Source organism: Methylobacterium sp. WL64 (genome assembly GCF_008039945.1).
In the GTDB taxonomy this organism is placed as follows: Bacteria; Pseudomonadota; Alphaproteobacteria; order Rhizobiales; family Beijerinckiaceae; genus Methylobacterium.
In genome coordinates this window covers 90,958-111,110 of sequence record NZ_VRVA01000003.1, presented here as the reverse complement: position 1 = coordinate 111,110, position 20,153 = coordinate 90,958, and the positions used below count along the sequence as shown (strand labels likewise).

The 20,153-nt window shown below is 68.0% G+C and carries 18 protein-coding genes; 12 read left to right on the top strand and 6 right to left on the bottom strand.

The genetic code is table 11. The annotated features are described in order from the left end of the window. The first annotated feature begins 156 nt into the window (after positions 1-156). From FV242_RS02720 to FV242_RS02705, 4 genes are all read left to right on the top strand, one after another. A complete protein-coding gene (locus FV242_RS02720) occupies positions 157-1,065 on the top strand; it encodes a RimK family alpha-L-glutamate ligase (protein WP_147906617.1) in 909 nt (302 codons plus the stop codon). Continuing rightward, positions 1,062-1,895, top strand: coding sequence for a triphosphoribosyl-dephospho-CoA synthase (locus FV242_RS02715; RefSeq protein ID WP_147937859.1), 834 nt, complete (start codon positions 1,062-1,064; stop codon positions 1,893-1,895). The genes FV242_RS02720 and FV242_RS02715 overlap by 4 nt, the downstream gene beginning before the upstream one ends. Positions 1,896-2,134: 239 nt before the next feature. After that, on the top strand, positions 2,135-2,644 hold the full coding sequence (gene fae / locus FV242_RS02710) for a 5,6,7,8-tetrahydromethanopterin hydro-lyase (protein ID WP_007568574.1): 510 nt from the start codon (positions 2,135-2,137) through the stop codon (positions 2,642-2,644). A gap of 426 nt (positions 2,645-3,070) precedes the next feature. Further along, on the top strand, positions 3,071-3,892 hold the full coding sequence (locus FV242_RS02705) for a prephenate dehydrogenase (protein WP_147937858.1): 822 nt from the start codon (positions 3,071-3,073) through the stop codon (positions 3,890-3,892). A gap of 77 nt (positions 3,893-3,969) precedes the next feature. Here FV242_RS02705 and groL read toward each other — a convergent pair whose 3' ends face one another. Both groL and groES read right to left on the bottom strand, forming a co-directional pair. Beyond that, positions 3,970-5,613 carry a chaperonin GroEL gene (gene groL, locus FV242_RS02700; RefSeq protein WP_147906620.1) on the bottom strand — a complete coding sequence of 548 codons (1,644 nt, stop codon included), beginning with the start codon at positions 5,611-5,613 and terminating at the stop codon, positions 3,970-3,972. A gap of 72 nt (positions 5,614-5,685) precedes the next feature. After that, the gene (gene groES, locus FV242_RS02695; RefSeq protein WP_147906621.1) at positions 5,686-5,976 is read right to left on the bottom strand and encodes a co-chaperone GroES; all 291 of its coding nucleotides are present in this window, start codon (positions 5,974-5,976) and stop codon (positions 5,686-5,688) included. Between the two features lie 210 nt (positions 5,977-6,186). Between groES and FV242_RS02690 the strand changes: the two genes are divergently transcribed. From FV242_RS02690 to FV242_RS02680, 3 genes are all read left to right on the top strand, one after another. Further along, positions 6,187-7,173 carry a CorA family divalent cation transporter gene (locus tag FV242_RS02690; protein WP_147937857.1) on the top strand — a complete coding sequence of 329 codons (987 nt, stop codon included), beginning with the start codon at positions 6,187-6,189 and terminating at the stop codon, positions 7,171-7,173. A gap of 196 nt (positions 7,174-7,369) precedes the next feature. Beyond that, a complete protein-coding gene (locus FV242_RS02685; RefSeq protein WP_147937914.1) occupies positions 7,370-8,830 on the top strand; it encodes a PAS domain-containing methyl-accepting chemotaxis protein in 1,461 nt (486 codons plus the stop codon). A gap of 177 nt (positions 8,831-9,007) precedes the next feature. Then, entirely contained in the window at positions 9,008-9,436 is a 429-nt protein-coding gene (locus FV242_RS02680; protein WP_187278313.1) for a DUF3455 domain-containing protein, read from the top strand. Positions 9,437-9,508: 72 nt separating this feature from the next. Here the strand turns inward: FV242_RS02680 and pdeM are convergent, their stop codons facing one another. The 3 genes from pdeM to FV242_RS02665 are packed head-to-tail and all read right to left on the bottom strand — an operon-like array spanning position 9,509 to position 13,898. Beyond that, complete coding sequence (gene pdeM / locus FV242_RS02675) at positions 9,509-10,222, bottom strand: ligase-associated DNA damage response endonuclease PdeM (protein WP_147937855.1); 714 nt, start codon at positions 10,220-10,222, stop codon at positions 9,509-9,511. A 41-nt stretch (positions 10,223-10,263) separates the two neighbouring features. Continuing rightward, a complete protein-coding gene (locus tag FV242_RS02670; RefSeq protein ID WP_246692579.1) occupies positions 10,264-12,945 on the bottom strand; it encodes a ligase-associated DNA damage response DEXH box helicase in 2,682 nt (893 codons plus the stop codon). Continuing rightward, positions 12,942-13,898: an alpha/beta hydrolase gene (locus FV242_RS02665; RefSeq protein WP_147906625.1), complete on the bottom strand. Its 957-nt coding sequence runs from the start codon at positions 13,896-13,898 to the stop codon at positions 12,942-12,944. Before FV242_RS02665 ends, FV242_RS02670 begins: the two co-directional genes overlap by 4 nt. 201 nt (positions 13,899-14,099) lie before the next feature. On the opposite strand from FV242_RS02665, the gene FV242_RS02660 reads away from it, so the two are divergent. Beyond that, entirely contained in the window at positions 14,100-14,444 is a 345-nt protein-coding gene (locus FV242_RS02660; protein WP_147937854.1) for a DUF6460 domain-containing protein, read from the top strand. A 38-nt stretch (positions 14,445-14,482) separates the two neighbouring features. Beyond that, the gene (locus FV242_RS02655) at positions 14,483-15,859 is read left to right on the top strand and encodes an MATE family efflux transporter (RefSeq protein ID WP_147937853.1); all 1,377 of its coding nucleotides are present in this window, start codon (positions 14,483-14,485) and stop codon (positions 15,857-15,859) included. Positions 15,860-15,935: 76 nt separating this feature from the next. On the opposite strand, the gene FV242_RS02650 is transcribed toward FV242_RS02655, so the two are convergent. Further along, positions 15,936-16,274: a YMGG-like glycine zipper-containing protein gene (locus FV242_RS02650; RefSeq protein ID WP_147906628.1), complete on the bottom strand. Its 339-nt coding sequence runs from the start codon at positions 16,272-16,274 to the stop codon at positions 15,936-15,938. Positions 16,275-16,490: 216 nt separating this feature from the next. Here FV242_RS02650 and FV242_RS02645 point away from each other — a divergent pair, with 216 nt between their 5' ends. From FV242_RS02645 to FV242_RS02635, 3 genes are all read left to right on the top strand, one after another. Further along, positions 16,491-17,384, top strand: a complete 894-nt coding sequence (locus FV242_RS02645) for a CoA ester lyase (RefSeq protein WP_147906629.1) — start codon at positions 16,491-16,493, stop codon at positions 17,382-17,384. 398 nt (positions 17,385-17,782) lie between these two features. Then, positions 17,783-18,640, top strand: coding sequence for a MipA/OmpV family protein (locus tag FV242_RS02640; RefSeq protein WP_187193667.1), 858 nt, complete (start codon positions 17,783-17,785; stop codon positions 18,638-18,640). 203 nt (positions 18,641-18,843) lie between these two features. Continuing rightward, the gene (locus FV242_RS02635; protein ID WP_246692577.1) at positions 18,844-20,013 is read left to right on the top strand and encodes an SDR family oxidoreductase; all 1,170 of its coding nucleotides are present in this window, start codon (positions 18,844-18,846) and stop codon (positions 20,011-20,013) included. Positions 20,014-20,153: the final 140 nt, after the last annotated feature.

Genomic DNA, 20,153 nt, shown 5'->3' with positions numbered 1-20,153 from the left:
ACGACGTCGCACTGCCAATCGCATGAAGCGAGGGTTCCTCTCTCCCCAGTGGGAGAGAGGGAAGCCGGTCCCGGCCGGCCCTCGCGATCGCGCTTCGCACCCACACAGATCCGGTGCTTTCCCGTGCAGGAAAGGGCCGTCGAGAGTCTCCGATCCATGCGCATCGCCCTCGCGGCCGATAACGGCAATTGGCACAAGGCCCGGCTCCTGGCGGCCCTGCGGGCGCAGGGGGTCGAGCCGGTGCTGTTCTCCCTGGCCGACGTGATCGTGGCCACCGGCGGCGGCGAGCCGCTGCGGGTCCCGGGCTTCTCCGGCGAATTGCCCGGCGGCGTGTTGCTGCGGACCATCGCGGGGGGCACGTTCGAGGCGACCACCATGCGGCTCGGCGTGCTGCACGCCCTGGTCTCGGCGGGCGTGACGGTCTGGAACCCGCCCACGGCCATCGAGCGCTCGGTCGACAAGGCGGCGACCTCGCTGCTGATCGCCCGTGCCGGCCTTCCGACCCCGGAGACCTGGGTCGTCTCGAAACGCGAGGCCGCCGCGGAGATCGTGGAGCGGGAAGCCCGCCCCGGCGCACCTCTGGTCCTCAAGCCGCTGTTCGGCTCGCAAGGGGAGGGGCTCGCGCTGATCGAGACACCCGGGGACCTACCGGACGAGGAGGCTGTAGCCCGTGTCTACTATCTTCAGCGCTACGTGCCGCGGCGGGACGGGCTGTGGCGCGACTATCGCGTGTTCGTCTGCGACGGACGCGCGATCGCCGGCATGATCCGGGAGGGCGACGGCTGGATCACCAACGTCCACCGCGGGGGCCGGCCGCTGCCCTGGGCCATGCCCCGGGACGCCGCCGAGATGGCCGAGGCCGCCGCCGCCGCGGTCGGGGTCGACTATTCCGGGGTGGACCTGGTGGAGGACGGGGAGGGCGGCTTCTCGATCCTCGAAGTCAATTCGATGCCGGCCTGGTCCGGCCTGCAGACCGTGTGCGACACCGATATCGCCGGCGCTGTCGTGCGCGGTTTCCTGTCCGCCGTCCGGGGCGCCAGCATTCCGCGGCTCGTGGTGGCATGACCGGTCTCGCGCCGGGGCTGATCGGCACGCTCTACCGCGCCGCCTGCCTGGCGGAACTCGACGCGCTGAAACCCGGCAACGTCCACGCCTACGCAGCCGGCCATCGCATGGTCATGGCGGATTTCGTCACCAGCGCCGACGTCTCGGCACCGGAGCTGGCGCGGGCGGGATCAGGCGTCGGTGCGCGGGTCCGCGCCGGGGTCGCGGCCACCCTGGCGGCCGTCGCCCAGAACACCAATCTCGGCATCCTGCTCCTGTGTGCGCCGCTTGCCGTCGCAGCGGAAGGGGGCCGATCGGTCGAAGCGGTGCTGGACACCCTGCAGGCTGACGATTCCGAAGCGGTCTTCGCAGCGATCCGGCTCGCGAACCCGGGAGGCCTCGGCCGGGCCGACCAGCACGACGTATCGGCCGCCGCCCCGGCCTCCCTGCGCGCGGCCATGGCGGAAGCGGCAGATCGCGACCGCATCGCTCGGGCCTACGGCACGGGCTTCGCGGACATCGCAGAGATCGGGCTGCCGGCCCTCGCCGGCGCGCGCGCCGCAGGCCTCGATCCGACCTGGTGCACCACCGCGATCCACCTCGCCTATCTCCGGACCGTTCCGGACAGCCACATCGCCCGCAAGGCCGGCGCACCAGTGGCGGAGTCTGTTCGCCTGGAGGCCGCAGGCTTACTCGACGGTCTCGATCTCGCCACACGTCCGGTCGAGCCGCTGCTGCTCTTCGACGCGTCGTTGAAGGCGCGCGGGCTCAACCCTGGCACCAGCGCGGATTTCACGGTGGCGACCGTGTTCTGGGACGCCCTGACTACGGCAGGCGCCGCCCTGGCGTGATACGCGGATAAGTTCCAGCTTTTCACGGCCTGCGGTCAAAGAAATTCCTCAGATCCAGGGCCTTGCGCGGGTTGTGAGCCGCTGGGCCGCACTGTAGGGTCCGGCGCGCTGTCCGGCCCAACCGGCTCGGCCCAACCGGCTCGTCCGGAGGTTCGGGCGCCGATAACAAGGATGGCTTCCCGGCCGCTGGCATTGTCCGGCGCCGCGGCCCTATTTCGGAATCCAGGGAGAGACACCGAATGGCGAAGATCACCAAGGTTCAGGTTGGCGAAGCCCTCGTCGGCGACGGCAACGAAGTCGCTCACATCGACCTGATCATCGGACCGCGCGGCTCGCCCGCCGAGACGGCTTTCTGCAACGGCCTCGTGAACAACAAGCACGGCTTCACCAGCCTGCTCGCGGTCATCGCGCCGAACCTGCCGTGCAAGCCGAACACCCTGATGTTCAACAAGGTCACCATCAACGACGCCCGTCAGGCCGTCCAGATGTTCGGCCCGGCCCAGCACGGCGTTGCCAAGGCCGTCCAGGATGCCGTCGCCGAAGGCATCATCCCGGCCGATGAGGCCGACGACCTGTTCATCCTGGTCGGCGTGTTCATCCACTGGGAAGCGGCCGACGACGCCAAGATCCAGAAGTACAACTACGAGGCCACCAAGCTCTCGATCCAGCGCGCCGTGAACGGCGAGCCGAAGGCTTCGACCGTCACCGAGCAGCGCAACTCGGCTCAGCACCCCTTCGCCGCCAATTAGATTGGGGACGGTCCTGGACAGAGTGAGCCTCCGCCCGCACCGCGGGGCCTGCTCCAGCGACTGGCTTCTATCTTCTTAAGCCGATAGGCACGACGACAGACGGGACGGCGCAAGCCGTCCCGTTTTTTTTGGTTCCGCAATCACGCGGTGTGGAAGAGCGCGCTCGGGGCAGTGAAACCTGGGCCCTTCAATCGAGCAGCGTTCAAGCATTCCGTACGATCAGGCCGAGTCCTGGCATCGAGGCGGCCTTGTTGACGAGCGTGGCAGCACCGCATAGGCGACCGTCCTCATGACAAGCTTGCCGTTCACCGCATCCTATCGCCCGCCCTTTTCATAGCGGCGGCTTGCTTATCTTGCCCAACCGCTGCGTCGTCGGCGGTTGCACTTCATCATGATCCGTCGACCTCGCGTCTGCCCGAGGTCACCGTGTCAGTCTCCCAAGCCACTCAATTCTACCCCGCCGTCGGGGTCATCGGTTTCGGCGCCTTCGGTCGCCTGATCGTCCGGCATCTCGGGCCGCACATGGCGCTGCGCGTCTACGATCCACGCCCGGCCGAGGCCGATTCCCAGACCTACGGCGCCGTGCGGACGGACTTGATCGCGGCGGCACGCTGCTCCGTCGTCATCCTGGCCGTTCCGGTATCCCGCCTGTCCGATGTCGTGGCCGACATTGCCCCTCATCTCCGATCGGGAACGCTGGTGGTCGATGTCGGCTCGGTGAAGATGATCCCCGTCGAGATCATGCGGGCGGGATTACCGGCCGGCGTCGAGATCCTGGGAACCCATCCCCTGTTCGGCCCGCAGAGTGCCGTCGGCGGGATCGCGGGACTGAAGATCGCGGTGTGCCCTGACACCACGGGACGGCACGGGCGTCGTGCTGCGGCTTTCCTCCGGACGGTGCTGAAGCTCAAGGTGATCGTCACGACGCCCGAGGCCCACGACCGCGAGGCCGCGGCCGTGCAAGGCCTGACGCATCTGATCGCGCGGGTGCTCGTCGCCATGGAGCCGCTTCCCACTCACATGACCACGCGAAGCTTCTCACTGCTCATGCAAGCGGTCGACATGGTCCGGCACGACGCCCCCGAAGTGTTCGAGGCGATCGAGCGATCCAATCCGTTTGCCGCTGATGTCCGCCAGCGCTTCTTCAAGCTCGCTGCCCAAGTCGAGGCCGATCTCGCACGCAGAAATCTTTCTGCAGCCGTCGAACAGCCGCCCCTCATGACGGCTCGGACTTCCGCGGGACCGTGAGACGGCCGTGTCATACCAACGAAAAAAGGGGCCGCCTTTCGGCGACCCCCTTCGTCAGATCGATGGTTGGCGTGGACTTAGAAATCCATGCCGCCCATGCCGCCGCCGCCCGGCATCGCGGGGGCGCCGCCATCCTTCTTCGGCGCGTCGGCCACCATCGCCTCGGTGGTGACCAGCAGGCCGGCCACGGAAGCGGCGTCCTGCAGGGCGGTACGGACGACCTTGGCCGGATCGACGATACCGGCCTGGATCATGTCGACATACTCTTCGGTCTGGGCGTTGAAGCCGTAGGTCTCCGAGGAGGTGTTGTCGGTGATCTTGCCGACGACGATCGAGCCTTCCACGCCTGCGTTCTGGGCGATCTGACGGATCGGGGCCTCAAGCGCCTTCAGCACGATCTTGATGCCGGCCTGGACGTCCGGAACATCGCTCTTCAGCGCGGCGACCGCCTTCTTGGCACGCAGCAGTGCAGTGCCGCCGCCCGGGACGATGCCTTCCTCGACAGCCGCGCGGGTGGCGTTGAGGGCGTCGTCGACGCGGTCCTTCTTCTCCTTGACCTCGACCTCGGTCGCGCCGCCGACGCGGATCACCGCGACGCCGCCCGCGAGCTTGGCCAGGCGCTCCTGCAGCTTCTCGCGATCGTAGTCCGAGGTGGTCTCCTCGATCTGCGCCTTGATCTGCGAGATTCGGCCCTCGATGTCGGTCTTCTCGCCGACGCCGTCGATGATCGTGGTGTTCTCCTTCTCGATGCGCACCCGCTTGGCGCGGCCGAGCATGTCGAGCGTCACGTTCTCGAGCTTGATGCCGAGGTCCTCGGCGATCATCTGGCCCTTGGTCAGGATCGCGATGTCTTCGAGCATCGCCTTGCGGCGGTCACCGAAGCCCGGCGCCTTCACGGCCGCAACCTTCAGGCCGCCGCGCAGCTTGTTCACCACGAGGGTGGCCAGCGCCTCGCCCTCGATGTCCTCGGCGATGATCAGCAGCGGCTTGCCGGTCTGCACCACGGCCTCGAGCACCGGCAGCATCGCCTGCAACGACGACAGCTTCTTCTCGTGGATCAGGATGTAGGGATCCTCGAGCTCGGCGACCATCTTCTCCGCGTTCGTGATGAAGTACGGGGACAGGTAGCCGCGGTCGAACTGCATGCCCTCGACGACGTCGAGCTCGGTCTCGGCCGTCTTGGCCTCCTCGACCGTGATCACGCCCTCGTTGCCCACCTTCTGCATGGCGTGGGCGATCATCTCGCCGATCTCCTTGTCGCCGTTGGCGGAGATCGTGCCGACCTGGGCGACCTCGTCGGAGGTCGAGACCTTCTTGGCGCGCGCGATGATGTCCTTCACCGCAGCGGCGGTGGCGAGGTCGATGCCGCGCTTCAGGTCCATCGGGTTGATGCCGGCGGCGACGTACTTGGCGCCTTCACGGACGATGGCCTGGGCCAGCACGGTGGCGGTGGTGGTGCCGTCACCCGCGATGTCGTTGGTCTTCGAGGCCACTTCGCGCACCATCTGGGCGCCCATGTTCTCGAACTTGTCGGCGAGCTCGATCTCCTTGGCGACGGTGACGCCGTCCTTGGTGATGCGCGGGGCGCCGAAGCTCTTCTCGATCACGACGTTGCGGCCCTTCGGGCCCAGCGTCACCTTCACCGCGTCGGCAAGGATATCGACGCCGCGCAGCATCTTATCGCGGGCGTCGGCGGAGAAACGAACGTCTTTCGCTGCCATGGTTTGCCTCTTGTGGTTGGGTTGGACCCCAAGGCCTCAGGTGGCCTCAAAGGGTTGGAACGGGCGATCCGATCAGGCGGCGACGACGCCCATGATGTCGGATTCTTTCATGATCAGGAGGTCCTGACCGTCGATCTTGACCTCGGTGCCGGACCACTTGCCGAACAGGACGCGGTCCCCCGCCTTCACGTCGAGCGCGTTGACGCGGCCCTGCTCGTCGCGAGCGCCGGGACCGACGGCGACGATCTCGCCTTCCTGCGGCTTCTCCTTGGCGGTGTCCGGAATGATGATGCCGCCCTTGGTCTTCTCCTCGCCCTCGATGCGACGGACGACCACGCGGTCGTGCAGCGGACGGAACTTCATGAGCTGCCCTCTTGCTTCAGGTCTGCAGTTGGCGTTGATGCGGCGTGCGCGGCCGCTCCCAAGCCCGACTGTTAGCACTCTGTCTTGGCGAGTGCCAATGACGGCGGCGAGTTAGCTCTCGTGCGGCTTGAAGTCAAGACTGTCGCACCCGCGCGCGACGGCGCGATGACCCGGCATCGGCCCTGATTTCCCCTAGGATAACGCGCCCTCATGCTGAGCCTCCACGGACCCGAAGGCGCGGTGACGCCTGAACGCGGCGGCCCAATTCCCGGCAATGCCGTCTGGCTCGATCTGAACGACCCGAGTTCCGAGGAGGCCGCCGCCGTGGAAGCGGCCACCGGCCTGCGCGTACCGTCCCGGGCCGCACTGTCGGAGGTGGAATCCTCCAGCCGGCTGCGGCGCGTGAAGGGCGGGCTGTCGCTCTCGACGCCGATGATCACCTTCGAGCGCAGTGATTCCCAGTTGAAACCGCTGGGGTTCCTCCTGTCGAAAGATCACCTCGTCACGATCCGGTTCCACGACATGCGCGCGATCGACTCGTCGGAGAAGCGCATCGCCGACGGCGACGGCAGCGTGACGCCGAGCGAGATCTTCCTCGTGATCCTGGAGGAGTTGGTCGACAGCCTCGCGGACGCCCTGGAGGACATGGCCTCCGAACTCGACACGCTGTCCACGCGGATCTTCGACTTCGATGTCCGCGGCGCCGACCGCCGTCGGCTCGAAAGCCCGCCGCCCCGCCGCCGCGACCTGGCGCTGCGGCGGATCCTGCGCGGCATCAGCAACCGTGGGAAGGTTCTCGGGAAGATCCGCGCGAGCCTGCTCGGCCTGGAGCGGATCGTGCCGTTCGTGTCGGCCGCTTGCGAAGGGCTCGGCCTGCCCGGCGACGGTCGCTTCGAGACGATCCGGCGCGACATCGACTCCCTGGACGAGTTCGAGACGCGGCTTGCCGAGAACGTTCAGTTCCTCCTCGACGCCACATTGGGGCTCATCAACATCGAGCAGAACAACGTCTTCCGGGTACTGACGGTGGTGTCTGTGGTTGGTGTGCCGCCGACGCTGATCGCCTCGATGTACGGCATGAACTTCAAGCACATGCCGGAGCTGGACTGGACCTACGGATATCCCTACGCCCTCGCGCTTATTTTGATCAGCGCTCTTGCTCCAATTGTATATTTCCGAAGCCGCGGGTGGTTCTGATATTCGTCAGCTTAAAAGGCAAAAGCTGTCTTTAATACAAATCTAAGCCTCTGCCAATCAACTATTACAACTTACTTTGATTGAATATTTCATTTGACGCGCTCTCAATGCAGGCTTCGGTTTCAAAGACTGTCGAATTATATAAAATTTAACCCAATCTCGGCCATATGCTCGCAGGAGCAGCGTGGGCACCGATATGTTCAAGAGAACCGTCTATAACGAGGCGCAGGCCAAGCTTGACGCCCTGGACCGGTCGTTGGCGATCATCGAATTCTCGATGGACGGGCAAGTCCTGAGTGCCAACCACAACTTTTTGCACCTGATGAAGTACACCCTTGCGGATGTACAAGGCAAACATCATCGCATCTTTGTCGAACCGATGGCTGCCAAGTCGCCAGAGTACACGGAGTTCTGGTCGAAGCTGAAGGACGGTCAGTACGTCACCGGCGAATTCCTGCGGATCGACAAGAACGGCACGGAGGTCTGGCTGGAGGCGACCTACAACCCCGTCCTCGACGCGCGCGGCAAGCCGGTGAAGGTGGTCAAGTTCGCGGCCGACATCTCGGCCAAGAAGAACGATATCGATCGGCTGATGTCGATGATCGACAACATGCCGGTCGCGGTGATGACCGCCGATCCCCGCAACGAGTTCAAGATCAACTACCTGAACGCGACCTCGCGCCGGACCCTCGGGCCGCTGGAGCAATGGCTGCCGATCAAGGTCGACGAGATGCTCGACCACTCCTTCGACGTGTTCCACAAGAACCCGCGTCACCAGCGTAACATGCTGGCGGATGCGAGCCGGCTGCCGCACCGGACCAAGATCAAGGTCGGGCCGGAGACCCTCGATCTGCAGGTCACCGCCGTCAACGACCGGAAGGGCAATTACATCGGACCGATGCTGACCTGGGCCGTCGTATCCGCGCAGGTGAATATGTCCACCGACGTCAGCCGTGTCGTCGATGCCGTGGGTTCGGCGATCCGCGAGATGCAGCATTCGGCCGAGGGGCTGACGCAGTCGGCCGATTCCGCTCGGCAGAAGGCCTCGTCCGTGGCGGCGAACTCCGAGCAGATGAACGGCGCGATCCAGGAGATCTCGGGTCAGGTCGGACGGGTCTCCGAGCGCGCCCGCCAGATCGCGGTGCAGGCCGAGACCACGGACGCGACGATGCGGCAGCTCGCCGAGAACGCCCGGGAGGTCGACGCGGTGGTCGGCATGATCAAGTCGATCGCCGGGCAGACCAACCTCCTGGCGCTGAATGCCACGATCGAGGCCGCGCGGGCGGGCGCCGCCGGCCGGGGCTTCGCGGTGGTGGCGAGCGAGGTCAAGGCTCTGGCCGAGCAGACCGCGAAGGCCACCGGCGAGATCACCCAGCAGGTTGCAGCGATCCAGAGCGCAACCGGCGAGGCGGTCGGAGCGATCGAGATGATCACCGCCGCCGTCGCCGAGCTCTCGACGCTGACCCTGGCGATGGCGAGCGCCGTCGAGGAGCAGGCGGTCTCGACACACGAGATGTCCGGCAATATCGGCGGCGTTTCGCAAGCCGCCAATGCCACCGGTCAACTGGCGGAAGCTGTCCTGGGAGTCGCCGAGAGCCTCGCCGGACACTCAGCGGATCTCTCGGAGAGTGTCACGCGGTTCATGAAATCCGCCTGACCTGGAACACGCGCGAGCCGCGGCGTGAAACGCGCACGCGGTTTGCAACGTATCGGCGGTTCGGACTGTCCGGATGGAGCTGAACCGATTCCCCACGCCGTCATCACGCTCCGCTGCCTCACAAGGTCTTGGCGGACAACCCTCATCGCCGTGGCGTCCTGCGCTCCGGCTTTCGCATTGGCCGAACCGGCGGGCCTGGAACCGCCGCCCGGCAGCGTGGCGATCGCGCGGCTCGCCGCCCGGGGCGTGCAGGTCTATGCCTGCATCGCTGCCGAGAAGGGCCCGGCCTGGGGCCCCGCCAAGCCCGAGGCCGAACTCGTCCAGCCGGATGGAAGCACGGTCGGGCGTCACTTCGAGGGACCGGTCTGGGAGGCGCAGGACGGATCCCGGGTGCTCGGTACCGTCATCGCTCAGGTGCCCGCACCGCGACCCCAGGCGGTCGCGTGGCTGCTACTCTCGGGCCGGACGTCCGGAACCGGGTTGCTCGCCGGAACGCAGTATGTCCTGCGCAGCGACACGGTCGGCGGTGAGAAACCGCAGGGCGTCTGCATGCCGGGCCAGACGGCGCGGGTGCCCTACAGCGCGACCTACACCTTCTATCGCTGACGTCTCACGGCGCTCGTTCACACGGCCCCACCCGCGGCGAGGCGATATTTCGAACTGTCACGCGCGCTCCCGTCAATCCCGCGCCAGCTGCGCTCGGCCGATGGTGAAGACCCGTCCATCCCCGAGCAGATGGGCCGTGAACCCATTGGGGAATAGGCCGTCGATGGCCCGGTCGCGGACGTTCAGCCCGCCCGCGTAGGCACCGAAGGCGGGCATCACCAGGCGGGTGCCGTCGGTGACGAAGCAGCGGCGGCGGACCGCCCGGCCGCGCATGGCGACCTTTCCGCAGGGATGGAGATGGCCGGCGATCTCACCGGGGACCGGTTCGCCGCTCGGCTCGTGACGCAGGATCAGGCCGCCCAGGGTTAGCGCGTCGGCGTAGCGGCCGCCGACGCCCTCGCTGACCGCCGCGTCGTGATTGCCCGCGATCCAGACCCAGTCCCGGCCCTCCTGCAAAGCCGACACCATGGCCCGGTCGCCGGGCTCCATCCGCTCCGGGCCGCGGACATCGTGGAAGGAATCCCCGAGCGCGACCACGCGCGCCGGATCGTGGCGCACCACCGCCTCGTGGAGGCAGGCGAGGGTCTCGCGGGTGTCGTAAGGCGGCAGGAACTGGCCGGTGCGGGCGGCGTAGGACGACCCCTTCTCCAGATGGAGATCGGAGACGATCAGCGTGCGGTGCTCGGGCAGCCACACACCGCCACACAGATCGAGCACCAGGGTCTCGCCCGCCAGCAGCAGGGTCGGGTGCTTGTGAGTCTTCTCGAGTCTCAGGCCGGCCGCCAAGATCGCATCCTCGGTCGCGATGGGGGAGGGCGGATCGACGGTCAGGACAGGGCTTCCTGAAGAAGCTCCGCCTCGGCCTCGGCCAGGATCTCGTCGGCCCCCTCACCGTAGACCCGTTCGCGCCCGATCTCGAGCATCACGGATACGGAGAGCGGCGAGACTCGATCGAGAGCCTTGTGGATGATTCGCCCCTGAATGCGCTCTAGCATCATGCCGAGTCGCCTCACGTCGAGGAGTCCGGTTGCCGCATCCTGTCGCGCGGCGCGCAGCAGGAGATGGTCGGGCTGGTGCTTGCGCAGCACGTCGTAGATCAGGTCCGTGGAGATCGTGACCTGGCGACCGGACTTCTTCAAGCCGGGATGATGGCGCTCGATCAGGCCGGCGATCACCGCGCATTGCCGGAACGTGCGCTTCATCATCGCCGATTCATCGAGCCACGCCTCGAGGTCGTCGCCCAGCATGTCGACCGCGAACAGGTCGCCGATGAAGTCGGGGTCCAGCGCGGCCCGCTCCGAAACATCGCGGGTCGTCCAGATCGCGATGCCGTAATCGTTGGCTGCGAACCCGAGCGGGCGCAGGCCATCACGCTCCATCCGCCGTGTCAGCAGCATGCCGAGCGTCTGATGCGCCAGCCGTCCCTCGAACGGGAAGGCCGTGAGGTAGTGCCGCTTGCCCCGAGGGAAGGTCTCTACCAGCAAGTCGCGTTCGCCCGGCAGCACGGAGCGGCGGCGCTGCTGCAGCAGGTACTCGCCGATCTGCTTCGGCAAGCGATCCCAGGCGAACGGGTCGGCGATGATCGCCCGGACCCGCTCGGCCAGGAAGGTCGAGAGCGGGAATTTCGCACCGGCATAAGAGGGAATCGCAGGATCGGTCCCCAGTGGCGCGCGGGTCACCAGGGCCTCGTCCTCGGCCAGGCCCTCGAAGCGCAGAGTCTCGCCCGCAAACAGGAACGTGTCGCCGATCGTCAACGTATCGGCGAACTCGTCCTCGATCTCGCCGAGCACCCGGCCGCCCTTCGGCAGGACTGTGCCGGGCTTGCCGCGCAAGGTCCGTCCGAGCCTCACCCGGACCCGCGCCGCCTCGACGATCGTGCCGACATTCATGCGGTAGGCTTGCGCCGTCCGGGCATCGCGCACGCGCCACAAGCCGTCGGGCCCACGCAGGATCTTGGCGAAACGCTCGTAGGCACGCAGGGCGTAGCCGCCGGTCGCGACGTAATCGACGACCTGCTCGAACGATTCCCAAGTCAGGCCGGCATAGGGTGCTGCGGAGACGATTTCGTCGTAGAGGCCGACCGGATCGAAGGCGTCGGCGCAGGCCATACCGAGCACGTGCTGGGCGAGCACGTCGAGGGCGCCGAGCCGCGCGTCCGGGGTGTCCTGCGCGGCCGCCTCGACGGCATCGAGGGCCGCCTGGCACTCCAGCATCTCGAAGCGGTTGCCGGGTACGAGATAGGCCTTCGACGGCTCGTCCATCCGGTGGTTGGCCCGTCCGATCCGCTGCATGATCCGGCTCGCGCCCTTGGGAGCCCCCACGTTGACCACGAGATCGACGTCGCCCCAATCGATCCCGAGGTCGAGGGTCGCGGTGCAGACGATCGCCCGCAAACGTCCCTCCGCCATGGCGGCCTCGACCCGTCGCCGCTGCTGCGCGTCGAGGGAGCCGTGATGGATCGCGATCGGTAGCGCGTCCTCGTTGAGACGCCACAGTTCCTGGAACGTGTACTCGGCCTGGAGCCGGGTGTTGACGAAGACCAGGGTCGTCCGGTGCTCTTTGATCAATGCGTAGATCGCCGGCATCGAGTGCCAGGCGGTGTGCCCCGAAATCGGCAGCGACCGTCCGAGATCGAGCAGGCGCAAGTCGGCCTTGGCGCCGCCTTGGACGGTCACGAGGTCAGCCATGCAGGGTTCTGCGCTGCCTTCCTCCCCTAAGGAGGCGGGTAGACCGGCCGTAAGACGGGTTCGGGAAAGCGAAGCGCCGCCGGAGACGTCCCGACCGGCTTCCTCTTCTGAGCTGTCGCTCGGCTGCTTTTTCCGATTGCTGCGCAGGGTACCTTTCCCCGCACAGGGAAGAGGAGGCTTCTGCACCTGCGGCACCAGATACTTCCGCAGCTCATCCGGCTCGCGCACGGTGGCGGACAATCCGATCGCCGCCAGATCCGGGGCGAGGCGGTGCAGCCGGGCGAGCGCCAGGGAAAGCAGATCCCCGCGTTTCGAGGTCACGAGGGCGTGCAGCTCGTCGAGGATGACGCAGCGCAATCCCGCGAAGAATTCGGCGGCGTCGCGATGGGCGATCAGAAGCGCCAGTTGCTCAGGCGTCGTCAGCAGGATGTCGGGCGGGCGGCTGATCTGGCGAGTCCGCTTGTGCGCCGGGGTATCGCCGGTGCGGGTCTCGACGCGCACCGGGAGGCTCATCTGGGCGATCGGCGCGTCCAGGTTGCGGGCGATGTCGACCGCCAGGGCCTTGAGCGGCGAGACGTAGAGGGTATGCAGGCCTCTTGAAGCCTTGGCCTCGGCTTTGGTGGCCCCCCGTTCCGAGAGGGCAACCAGGCTCGGCAGGAATCCCGCCAGCGTCTTACCGGCCCCGGTCGGCGCCACCAGGAGCGCCGACCGGCCCGCACCGGCGATCCGAAGCAGGTCGAGCTGGTGCGGACGCGGCGTCCAGCCACGCGCCGCGAACCACGCCCGGAAGGCCTCCGGCAGGATCTCGGATCGATCGCTCAGGCCAGGGCCATCAGGAAGCGGTCGATCAGTTCCAGGGCACGCTCGCTCATCGGGCCCGGGTACCGGGCGAAGACATGGCAACCGCCGGGATAGATGGCGGTGTGGCCGCCATTGCCGGCGGCGGCCCAGCGCGCAGACATGTACAGCGTGTCGTCGAGGAGCGGATCGGCGGTCCCGATGGTGAACAGGGCCGGCGGTAGACCTTTCAGGTCGGCATAGATCGGCGACACGTCCGGACGTCGCCGGTCGATCCCCTCGCGGACGTAGCCGTCGGCGAACTTGGTGAGATCAAGGGTGTTCACGACGAGGCGCTCGTCACCCCAATTGCGCACCGACGGGGTCAGGCCGAGATCGTAAAATCCCGCGTTGAGGTTGGCGCCCCGGAACGCGCGCGGCTGGTTGTGCCGGTCCCGCAAGCGCAGCAGCACCATCACGGCGAGATGCGCGCCGACCGATTCGCCGCCGATCGTCAGCGCATGGATGCCGAATTCCGCCCGTCCGGGTCCCGCCAGCCAAAGGGCGGCGGCTTCGCAATCGAGCAGCGCGGCCGGATAAGGATGCTCGGGGGCGAGGCGGTACTCCACCGACAGCACAACGAAGCCGCAGGCGTCGGCGATGCGCTCGAGCCAGGGATCCTGTTCGTCGGCTGCGCCCCAGACCCAGCCGCCCCGGTGGATGTGGAGATAGGCGCCGCGCACCTTCGTGTCGGCCTTCGGGCGGATCACGCGGAGCTTGAGCGGCCCGCTGGGCCCCTCGATCGTCATCCATTCCGCCCGGACGCTGTGCGGCATCGCCGGGGCCGCCTTGGTCCCGGCGCGACGGCGGGCACGAACCTCCTCGATCGGAAACGACCAGGGATCGGGCAGGGCGGCGTGCGCCGCGACGATCTCGGCATTGAGCCGAAGCGTCTCGGGATCGATCGTCGCCGGGTCGAACAAGGCGTGGTCGATCATGTTGGGTCTCGTCCCGTCGGCGCTGTCCCGCGGCCATTCCCGGCATCTTGGCGGGACGGCTCTCGCTTGCCATCTCGGGTCCGTGGGTGAAACCCGCTAACGCCCGATCCGGGATCCGGTTTCGACGCGGTGTTGTGTGCCGGCCACGGTTCCGCCCGTTTCCTCGCCGATCCCGACCCTTTCTGGCTTCATGAGGACGCGATGCTCGTCGATCACGACCGGCGCCGGCAAGGCGCTCCGCCGCCGAACACCGCATACGGGGCTGAGACCTACCAGCGGCGGCCCTCGGCGCTGCACCGATTCCTGGGTGGCTCGCCGGCCGGAGTCTTCCTGCGCCTGCTGTTCCTGTCGGTCCTGGTCGGCGCCTTCATGTCGATGCTCGGCCTGACGCCTGGCCGGCTATTCTGGCACGTCTACGACTCGGCCCGGGCGCTCCTGGAGATCGGCCTCGCCTCGCTGCACGATTTCGGCGGCTGGATCGTCGCGGGCGCCGTGGTCGTCATCCCGCTCTGGCTGCTCTCGCGACTCTTCGCGACGTCGCGCTGACCGGACCGCGCATGGTCCGGCTCGGCTAAGGTCGCGGCATGACGCATCCGCCCACCGCCCCGGTCCTGCCGACGCATCGCCGCGTATTGGCACTGGCCCTGCCGATGACGCTCGCCAATGTCACGACGCCGATGCTCGGCTTCGTCGGCGCGGCGGTGATCGGCCGGCTCGGCGATGCGGCCCTGCTCGGCGCGGTTGCGCTGGGCGCCGTCATCTTCGATGCCATCTTCTGGTCGTTCGGGTCCCTACGCATGGCAACCGCGGGACTGACCGCCCAGGCGGTCGGGGCCCGGGAGGGCATCGAGGTCGACCGTATCCTGGCCCGGGCGCTGATGGCCGGCGCCGCGATCGGCCTGAGTTTGGTCGTGCTGCAATGGCCGATCGCGCAAGCCGCCTTCGCGGTCAGCGGCGCCAGCGAGGCGGTGACGTTGGGGCTCGCGACCTACTTCCATATCCGCATCCTGTCCGCGCCCTTCGTCCTGGCGAGCTACGGCGTGCTCGGCTCGGTGGTGGGGCGCGGGCGGACCGATCTCGGTCTGCTGCTGCAGGTGGCGATCAACCTGATCAATGTCGGGCTGACGCTTGCCTTCGTGCTCGGCCTCGGCCTGGGGCTCACCGGCGCAGCGCTGGCGTCGCTCTGCGCGGAGGCGGCCGGGCTGGGGCTCGGCCTGATCGTACTGGCGCGGCTCGGATCGCGACCGTTCCGGGTGCCGCTGCGTGATCTGCGGGACGCCGCCGCCCTGCGCCGGACGCTCAGCGTCAATCTCGACGTGATCCTGCGCACCCTGGCGCTGATCACCGGCATCGTGCTGTTCTCGGCGCTCGGCGCACGCCAGGGCGACGTGGTCCTGGCGGCCAATTCCGTCCTGTGGAATCTGTTCCTGATCGGCGGCTTCTTCCTCGACGGCTTCGCCACGGCGGCGGAAACCCTGTGCGGACAAGCGGTTGGCGCGGGGAATGCGGACGGGTTCCGGCGGGCCTCCGCCTTGAGCCTGCGCTGGTGCCTGGGCTTCGGGATCGGGGTCAGCCTGCTGGCGCTCGGTGGGGGGCCGGGCTTCATCGACTTCGTCACCACGAGCGCGCCGGTACGCGAGACCGCCCGGGCGTACCTGCCGTACGCCGCGCTGGCGCCGTTCGCGGCGGCGGCGCCATTCGCCTATGACGGGATCTATATCGGCGCGACCTGGACGCGGGCGATGCGCAACCTGATGGCGGGCGCGCTCGCGATCTACTGCGCGGCCCTGGTGCTGGTGCAGGTGTTTGGCCTCGGCAATGCCGGGCTGTGGCTGGCCTTCGTGGCGTTCCTGGGTGCCCGCGGCCTGTTCCAGGCGGTGGCGTTTCCCCGCCTGTCCCGCGCCACGTTTCGCGGATCGACGAATTCTGCAGATGGGAATCCGACGCCAGCCTCCGCGTAGTCTGCGAAGCGTAAGCCGCGGCCGCCGAAACCGAGGTCGTTCTTCGAAGAATTGCGGTCCGGGCGCGCGGCCCGGCTCAGCGCGGATCCTTCCAGGCCGTGGCGGCCGGCGGCGCAGCCCGGGCGACCGTCCCGGTTGTGCGCGGGATCTCTGCCTCGGCGCGGCGTTGGGGCGCCCGGCGGATGCTGCCGTACCGCCGGCCCCTACGGAGGTGGCGGCGTCCGCGCTCGCTGGAATGGCCGACGAACCCGCCGACCACGGCGCCGGCGACCGCCCCGATCGGGCCGCCCACCAGGGCGCCGGCCACCGCGCCGGAGCCGACCCCCAGGGTGGTCCGGCTCTGAGCCCGGGCCGGATCGGGCGCCCCGGCCAGGACCAGGCCGGCGAGGACGAAGACAGTCGAGAGAGCGCGCATGAGACTGGATCCCGGGATCCAAGGATTGAACCCGGGCCGCCTTTAGCCGTGAGAACATGACCAAAGCACGGCTGGATCCAGCACCGCCCCGGACCGTATCAAACCGCGCGCGGACTCACCGATGGCAGGACATCGGGCGTGGCGTATCGAACGTTCTGCTCTAGGGTGCAGTGCAACGAAGGCCGGCCGGGGAGCGGCCGCAGGAGGGAGATGCCCATGGCCACGACGACGGACCTGCGCCTGCGCCGGAGCGTGCTCTACATGCCCGGCTCGAACCAGCGGGCGCTCGACAAGGCCAAGACCCTGCCGGTGGACAGCATCATCCTCGACCTCGAGGACGCGGTCGGCCCCGAGGAGAAGGAGCTCGCCCGGGAGCAGGTCTGCGCCGCGGTCAAGAGCGGCGCTTACGGCAGCCGGGAGTTGGTGATCCGGGTCAACGCCCCGCAGACCCCCTGGGGCGAGGCCGACCTCCACGCCGCCATCGAGGCCAAGCCCGACGCGATCCTGATGCCGAAGGTGTCGTCCTCGGCGGTTCTGGAGAGCATCGCCGACCGGCTCGAATCCCTCGACGCCCCGGAGGGCATCGCCGTCTGGGCGATGATCGAGACCCCGGCCTCGATCCTCAACATCCAGGAGATCGCCCGGGCCAAGCGCGATCCGCGCATGCGCCTGACCTGCCTGGTCCTGGGCACCAACGACCTCGCCAAGGACACCTGGGCCAAGATCGTGCCGGGCCGGGTGCCGATGCTGCCCTGGATGATGATGGCGCTCGCCGCCGCCCGGGCCGAGGGCCTGGCGATCCTGGACGGCGTCTACAACGACATCGCGGACACGGAAGGCTGCCGCGACGAGTGCCGCCAAGCCCGCGACCTCGGCTTCGACGGCAAGACCCTGATCCACCCGACCCAACTGGAGCCGGCCAACGCCTCGTTCGCGCCCACCGACGAGGAGGTGCGCCGGGCCAAGCTGGTGATCGAGGCGTTCGAGCGCCCGGAATACGCCAAGCGCGGCGCGATCAAGCTCGAAGGCCGCCTCTACGAGCGCCAGCACCTCGGCGTGAACCGCCGGGCCGTGACCTGGGCCGAGGCGATCAGGGCGAAGGGGTTCTGAGATCGGGCGTCCGACGCGGGTCCCGGCCCGCGTCGAGATCGTGGTGGGCGTGTCCCGGGGCGGGCGGCGCAGCCCGCGTCGGTACGCGCTTGAACGGACGCGCGGCGCTTCCAAACGGGATACGCGGGTTGCACGGTTCCCCTCTCGAGGGCCGATCCTCCATATCTGATCACCCGCATCGTCATTCCGGGGCGCCGCTCGGCCGATCGCGGCTCGGACGACGGCAATCGACAGCGATTCGCCTGGCAGCTCGGTGCACGCCCTCCCAAAACTCATCGGCCGGCGCGGCGAGCCCCGGCGGATCCTGGGTGCGCGCGTGGACGATTGACCCATCGCCGTTAACATGGGCGTGTCATGGGAGAGGTCTTTAAGCCTAGCGTGACAGAAGGACCGTGACGGTGCCCCGCCTGCCCGTGCACGCCCGTGCACTCCCGAATCGATGGCCCCGGCGTGCCGTACGGCCCGGCCCGTACCTCTGGGCGGCCCTGGCGCTTTGCCCGGCCACGGCGCGTGCCGACGACCTCAGCGCGCTGTTCGATCACAACACCGTCGTCTCGGTCGGCGGTTTCGCCGGCGCCGGCCCGCGCTTCCAGGGAAGCCGGGCGGCCGGGCTCTGGGGTTTGCCCTACCTGTCGTTCCGCAAGGCCGACGAACCCCGCGACTGGTGGTCCCCGGACGACGGCCTCGATGCCACGCTCGTGGGCGAAGGCCCGGTCCAGCTGGGTGCCGTCCTCGATTTCCGGGAAGGCCGGTCCCGCCGCGACGACCAGCGCCTCGCCGGCCTGCCGCACTTGCCGGCCACGGTCGGGCTCGGCCTGTTCGGAGAGGTCTGGCCGGTCCCCGATACGTTCAGGCTGCGGGCCGAAGTCACGCAGGGCGTCCGCGCCCATGACGGGATCATCGCCAAGCTGGCGGCCGACTGGGTGGGCCATTTCGGACGGTTCACCCTCAGCCTGGGCCCCCGTTTCGTGGTCGGCGATGCCGCCGCCATGCATCTGGATTTCGACGTCCCGGTCGCCACGACGCTCGTGAATCCCGTCCTGGCCCCGTACCGGGCTTCGGCCGGACCGCGTTCCGCCGGAGCGACGGCGACGCTGAGCTACGATTGGTCCGACGCATGGCAGAGCCTCGGCTATGTCCGCTACGACCGGCTGATCGCCGCGGCGGCGGCGAGCCCGATCGTGCGCCGCGTCGGCACTGCGAACGAACTTACGGTTGCGGTCGGGGCGATCTACTCATTCCGCATGTTTCCTTGAACTTGGACAAAGACCAACGAGCGGTCTTCTTCTTGATCACATAGATCACGCGTTCGTGAGTATCTTCCGCCAAACGATCACGGGCCTGTGATGACTGTGGCTGATCGGGCACGGTCGAAGAAAGTTTATGTTTTAAGCTGCCGCCGCGGGATTGTTTCCGAAGTTTTGCGCTACTCACTCTCCCTATCGAGCGGAGAGCACCGTTGGCACGCATACTTCTGACGGGCGGGACCGGGTTGATCGGCGGCGCCGTGCTTCACCAGGCCCTCAGCCGCGACGACGACGCGAGCTGGGTCTGCCTGGTCCGGTGCACGAGCGTGGAGCAGGGGCGCCAGCGCATCGCCGCGCGCCTGGAGCGGTTCACCGACGCGTTCACGGCCCAGCGCCTGGTGCGCAAGATCGAGATCGTGCCCGGCGACTTCACCCGGGCGGACCTCGACATGGATCCGCGGCTCGACGCGTGCACCCACGTGCTCCACCTCGCCGCCGACACCTCGTGGTGGGGCGGCGAGCGCGTGTTCCGGACCAACCATGACGGCACCCTGGCGCTCGCCCGCCGGGCCCGGGCCATGCCGGGATTGCAGCGGTTCCTGCATGTCGGAACCGCCATGATCTGCGGTGCGGGCGCCCCCAGCCTGGTGGAGGAGGCGGCTTATCCCGATGCCGACGCCCAGCACATCGTCGGCTACACCGAATCGAAGGCGGCGACCGAGACATCGCTCGCCGCGCTATTCCCCGACCTGCCGATCGTGGTGGCGCGCCCATCGATCGTCGTCGGTCATGCGACGCTCGGCGCCGCGCCGAGTTCGAGCATCCTCTGGGTCCTGCGCGCCGCCGACGCCCTGCGCATGCTGCCCTGCAGCCCGGAGAGCTGCGTCGACATCGTTCCGGCCGACTGGGTCGCCGAGATGCTGATCGGCCTCCTCGCGAAGCGTGAGCTGAACCACACCCTCTATCACCTCTCCGCGGGCACCGCCGGGCGGACCCGCTGGGCCGACGTGATCGCCGCCTTCGAGGCGGCGGATCCGAGCGACGGGGTGCGTGCCTTCCAGCGCTTCGATCTCGAGCGCGACCACGCCCGGTTGCGCAAGCGCTTCGCAGAGGTGTTCGGCCTGAACGATGCGTCCAAGCGGGCGATGCTGCGTGCCACCCGTGCCTACTACGCCTTCTGCGCCCTCGACCTCACCTTCGCCAACGACAGGCTGCTCGAGGACGGGTTCGCGCAGGCGCCGTCGCTCGCCTCGTATCTTCCGGTGTGCCTCGCGAACTCGGGGACGATCGTCGAGCAGTTCGCCGACGACATGGAGATGTTCGCGCCGGGCCCCGGCGCGGAGGCCGTGCATCCGGACCGGCCGCTGGCGGCGATCGCGTGAATTTCGCCGGCGATCTGGACTGACGAGACGCGACGGCGCGGAGGTGCGCTCCGGCCCTCGTGACGGTCTCGTCCCAGCCCTCTCACGGTGTTGGGATCGATCTGTACCTGACGCGTTTTGCCAATGGCATAAAGCGCTTC

Coding starts and splice junctions, on each gene's coding strand:
- FV242_RS02685 (WP_147937914.1), top strand. CDS start 7,370: ATGTTCAAGAGAACCGTCTATAACGAGGCGCAGGCCAAGCTTGACGCC.
- fae (WP_007568574.1), top strand. CDS start 2,135: ATGGCGAAGATCACCAAGGTTCAGGTTGGCGAAGCCCTCGTCGGCGAC.
- FV242_RS02645 (WP_147906629.1), top strand. CDS start 16,491: ATGGCCACGACGACGGACCTGCGCCTGCGCCGGAGCGTGCTCTACATG.
- FV242_RS02655 (WP_147937853.1), top strand. CDS start 14,483: ATGACGCATCCGCCCACCGCCCCGGTCCTGCCGACGCATCGCCGCGTA.
- FV242_RS02650 (WP_147906628.1), bottom strand. CDS start 16,274: ATGCGCGCTCTCTCGACTGTCTTCGTCCTCGCCGGCCTGGTCCTGGCC.
- groES (WP_147906621.1), bottom strand. CDS start 5,976: ATGAAGTTCCGTCCGCTGCACGACCGCGTGGTCGTCCGTCGCATCGAG.
- FV242_RS02665 (WP_147906625.1), bottom strand. CDS start 13,898: ATGATCGACCACGCCTTGTTCGACCCGGCGACGATCGATCCCGAGACG.
- FV242_RS02720 (WP_147906617.1), top strand. CDS start 157: ATGCGCATCGCCCTCGCGGCCGATAACGGCAATTGGCACAAGGCCCGG.
- FV242_RS02690 (WP_147937857.1), top strand. CDS start 6,187: ATGCTGAGCCTCCACGGACCCGAAGGCGCGGTGACGCCTGAACGCGGC.
- FV242_RS02715 (WP_147937859.1), top strand. CDS start 1,062: ATGACCGGTCTCGCGCCGGGGCTGATCGGCACGCTCTACCGCGCCGCC.
- groL (WP_147906620.1), bottom strand. CDS start 5,613: ATGGCAGCGAAAGACGTTCGTTTCTCCGCCGACGCCCGCGATAAGATG.
- FV242_RS02660 (WP_147937854.1), top strand. CDS start 14,100: ATGCTCGTCGATCACGACCGGCGCCGGCAAGGCGCTCCGCCGCCGAAC.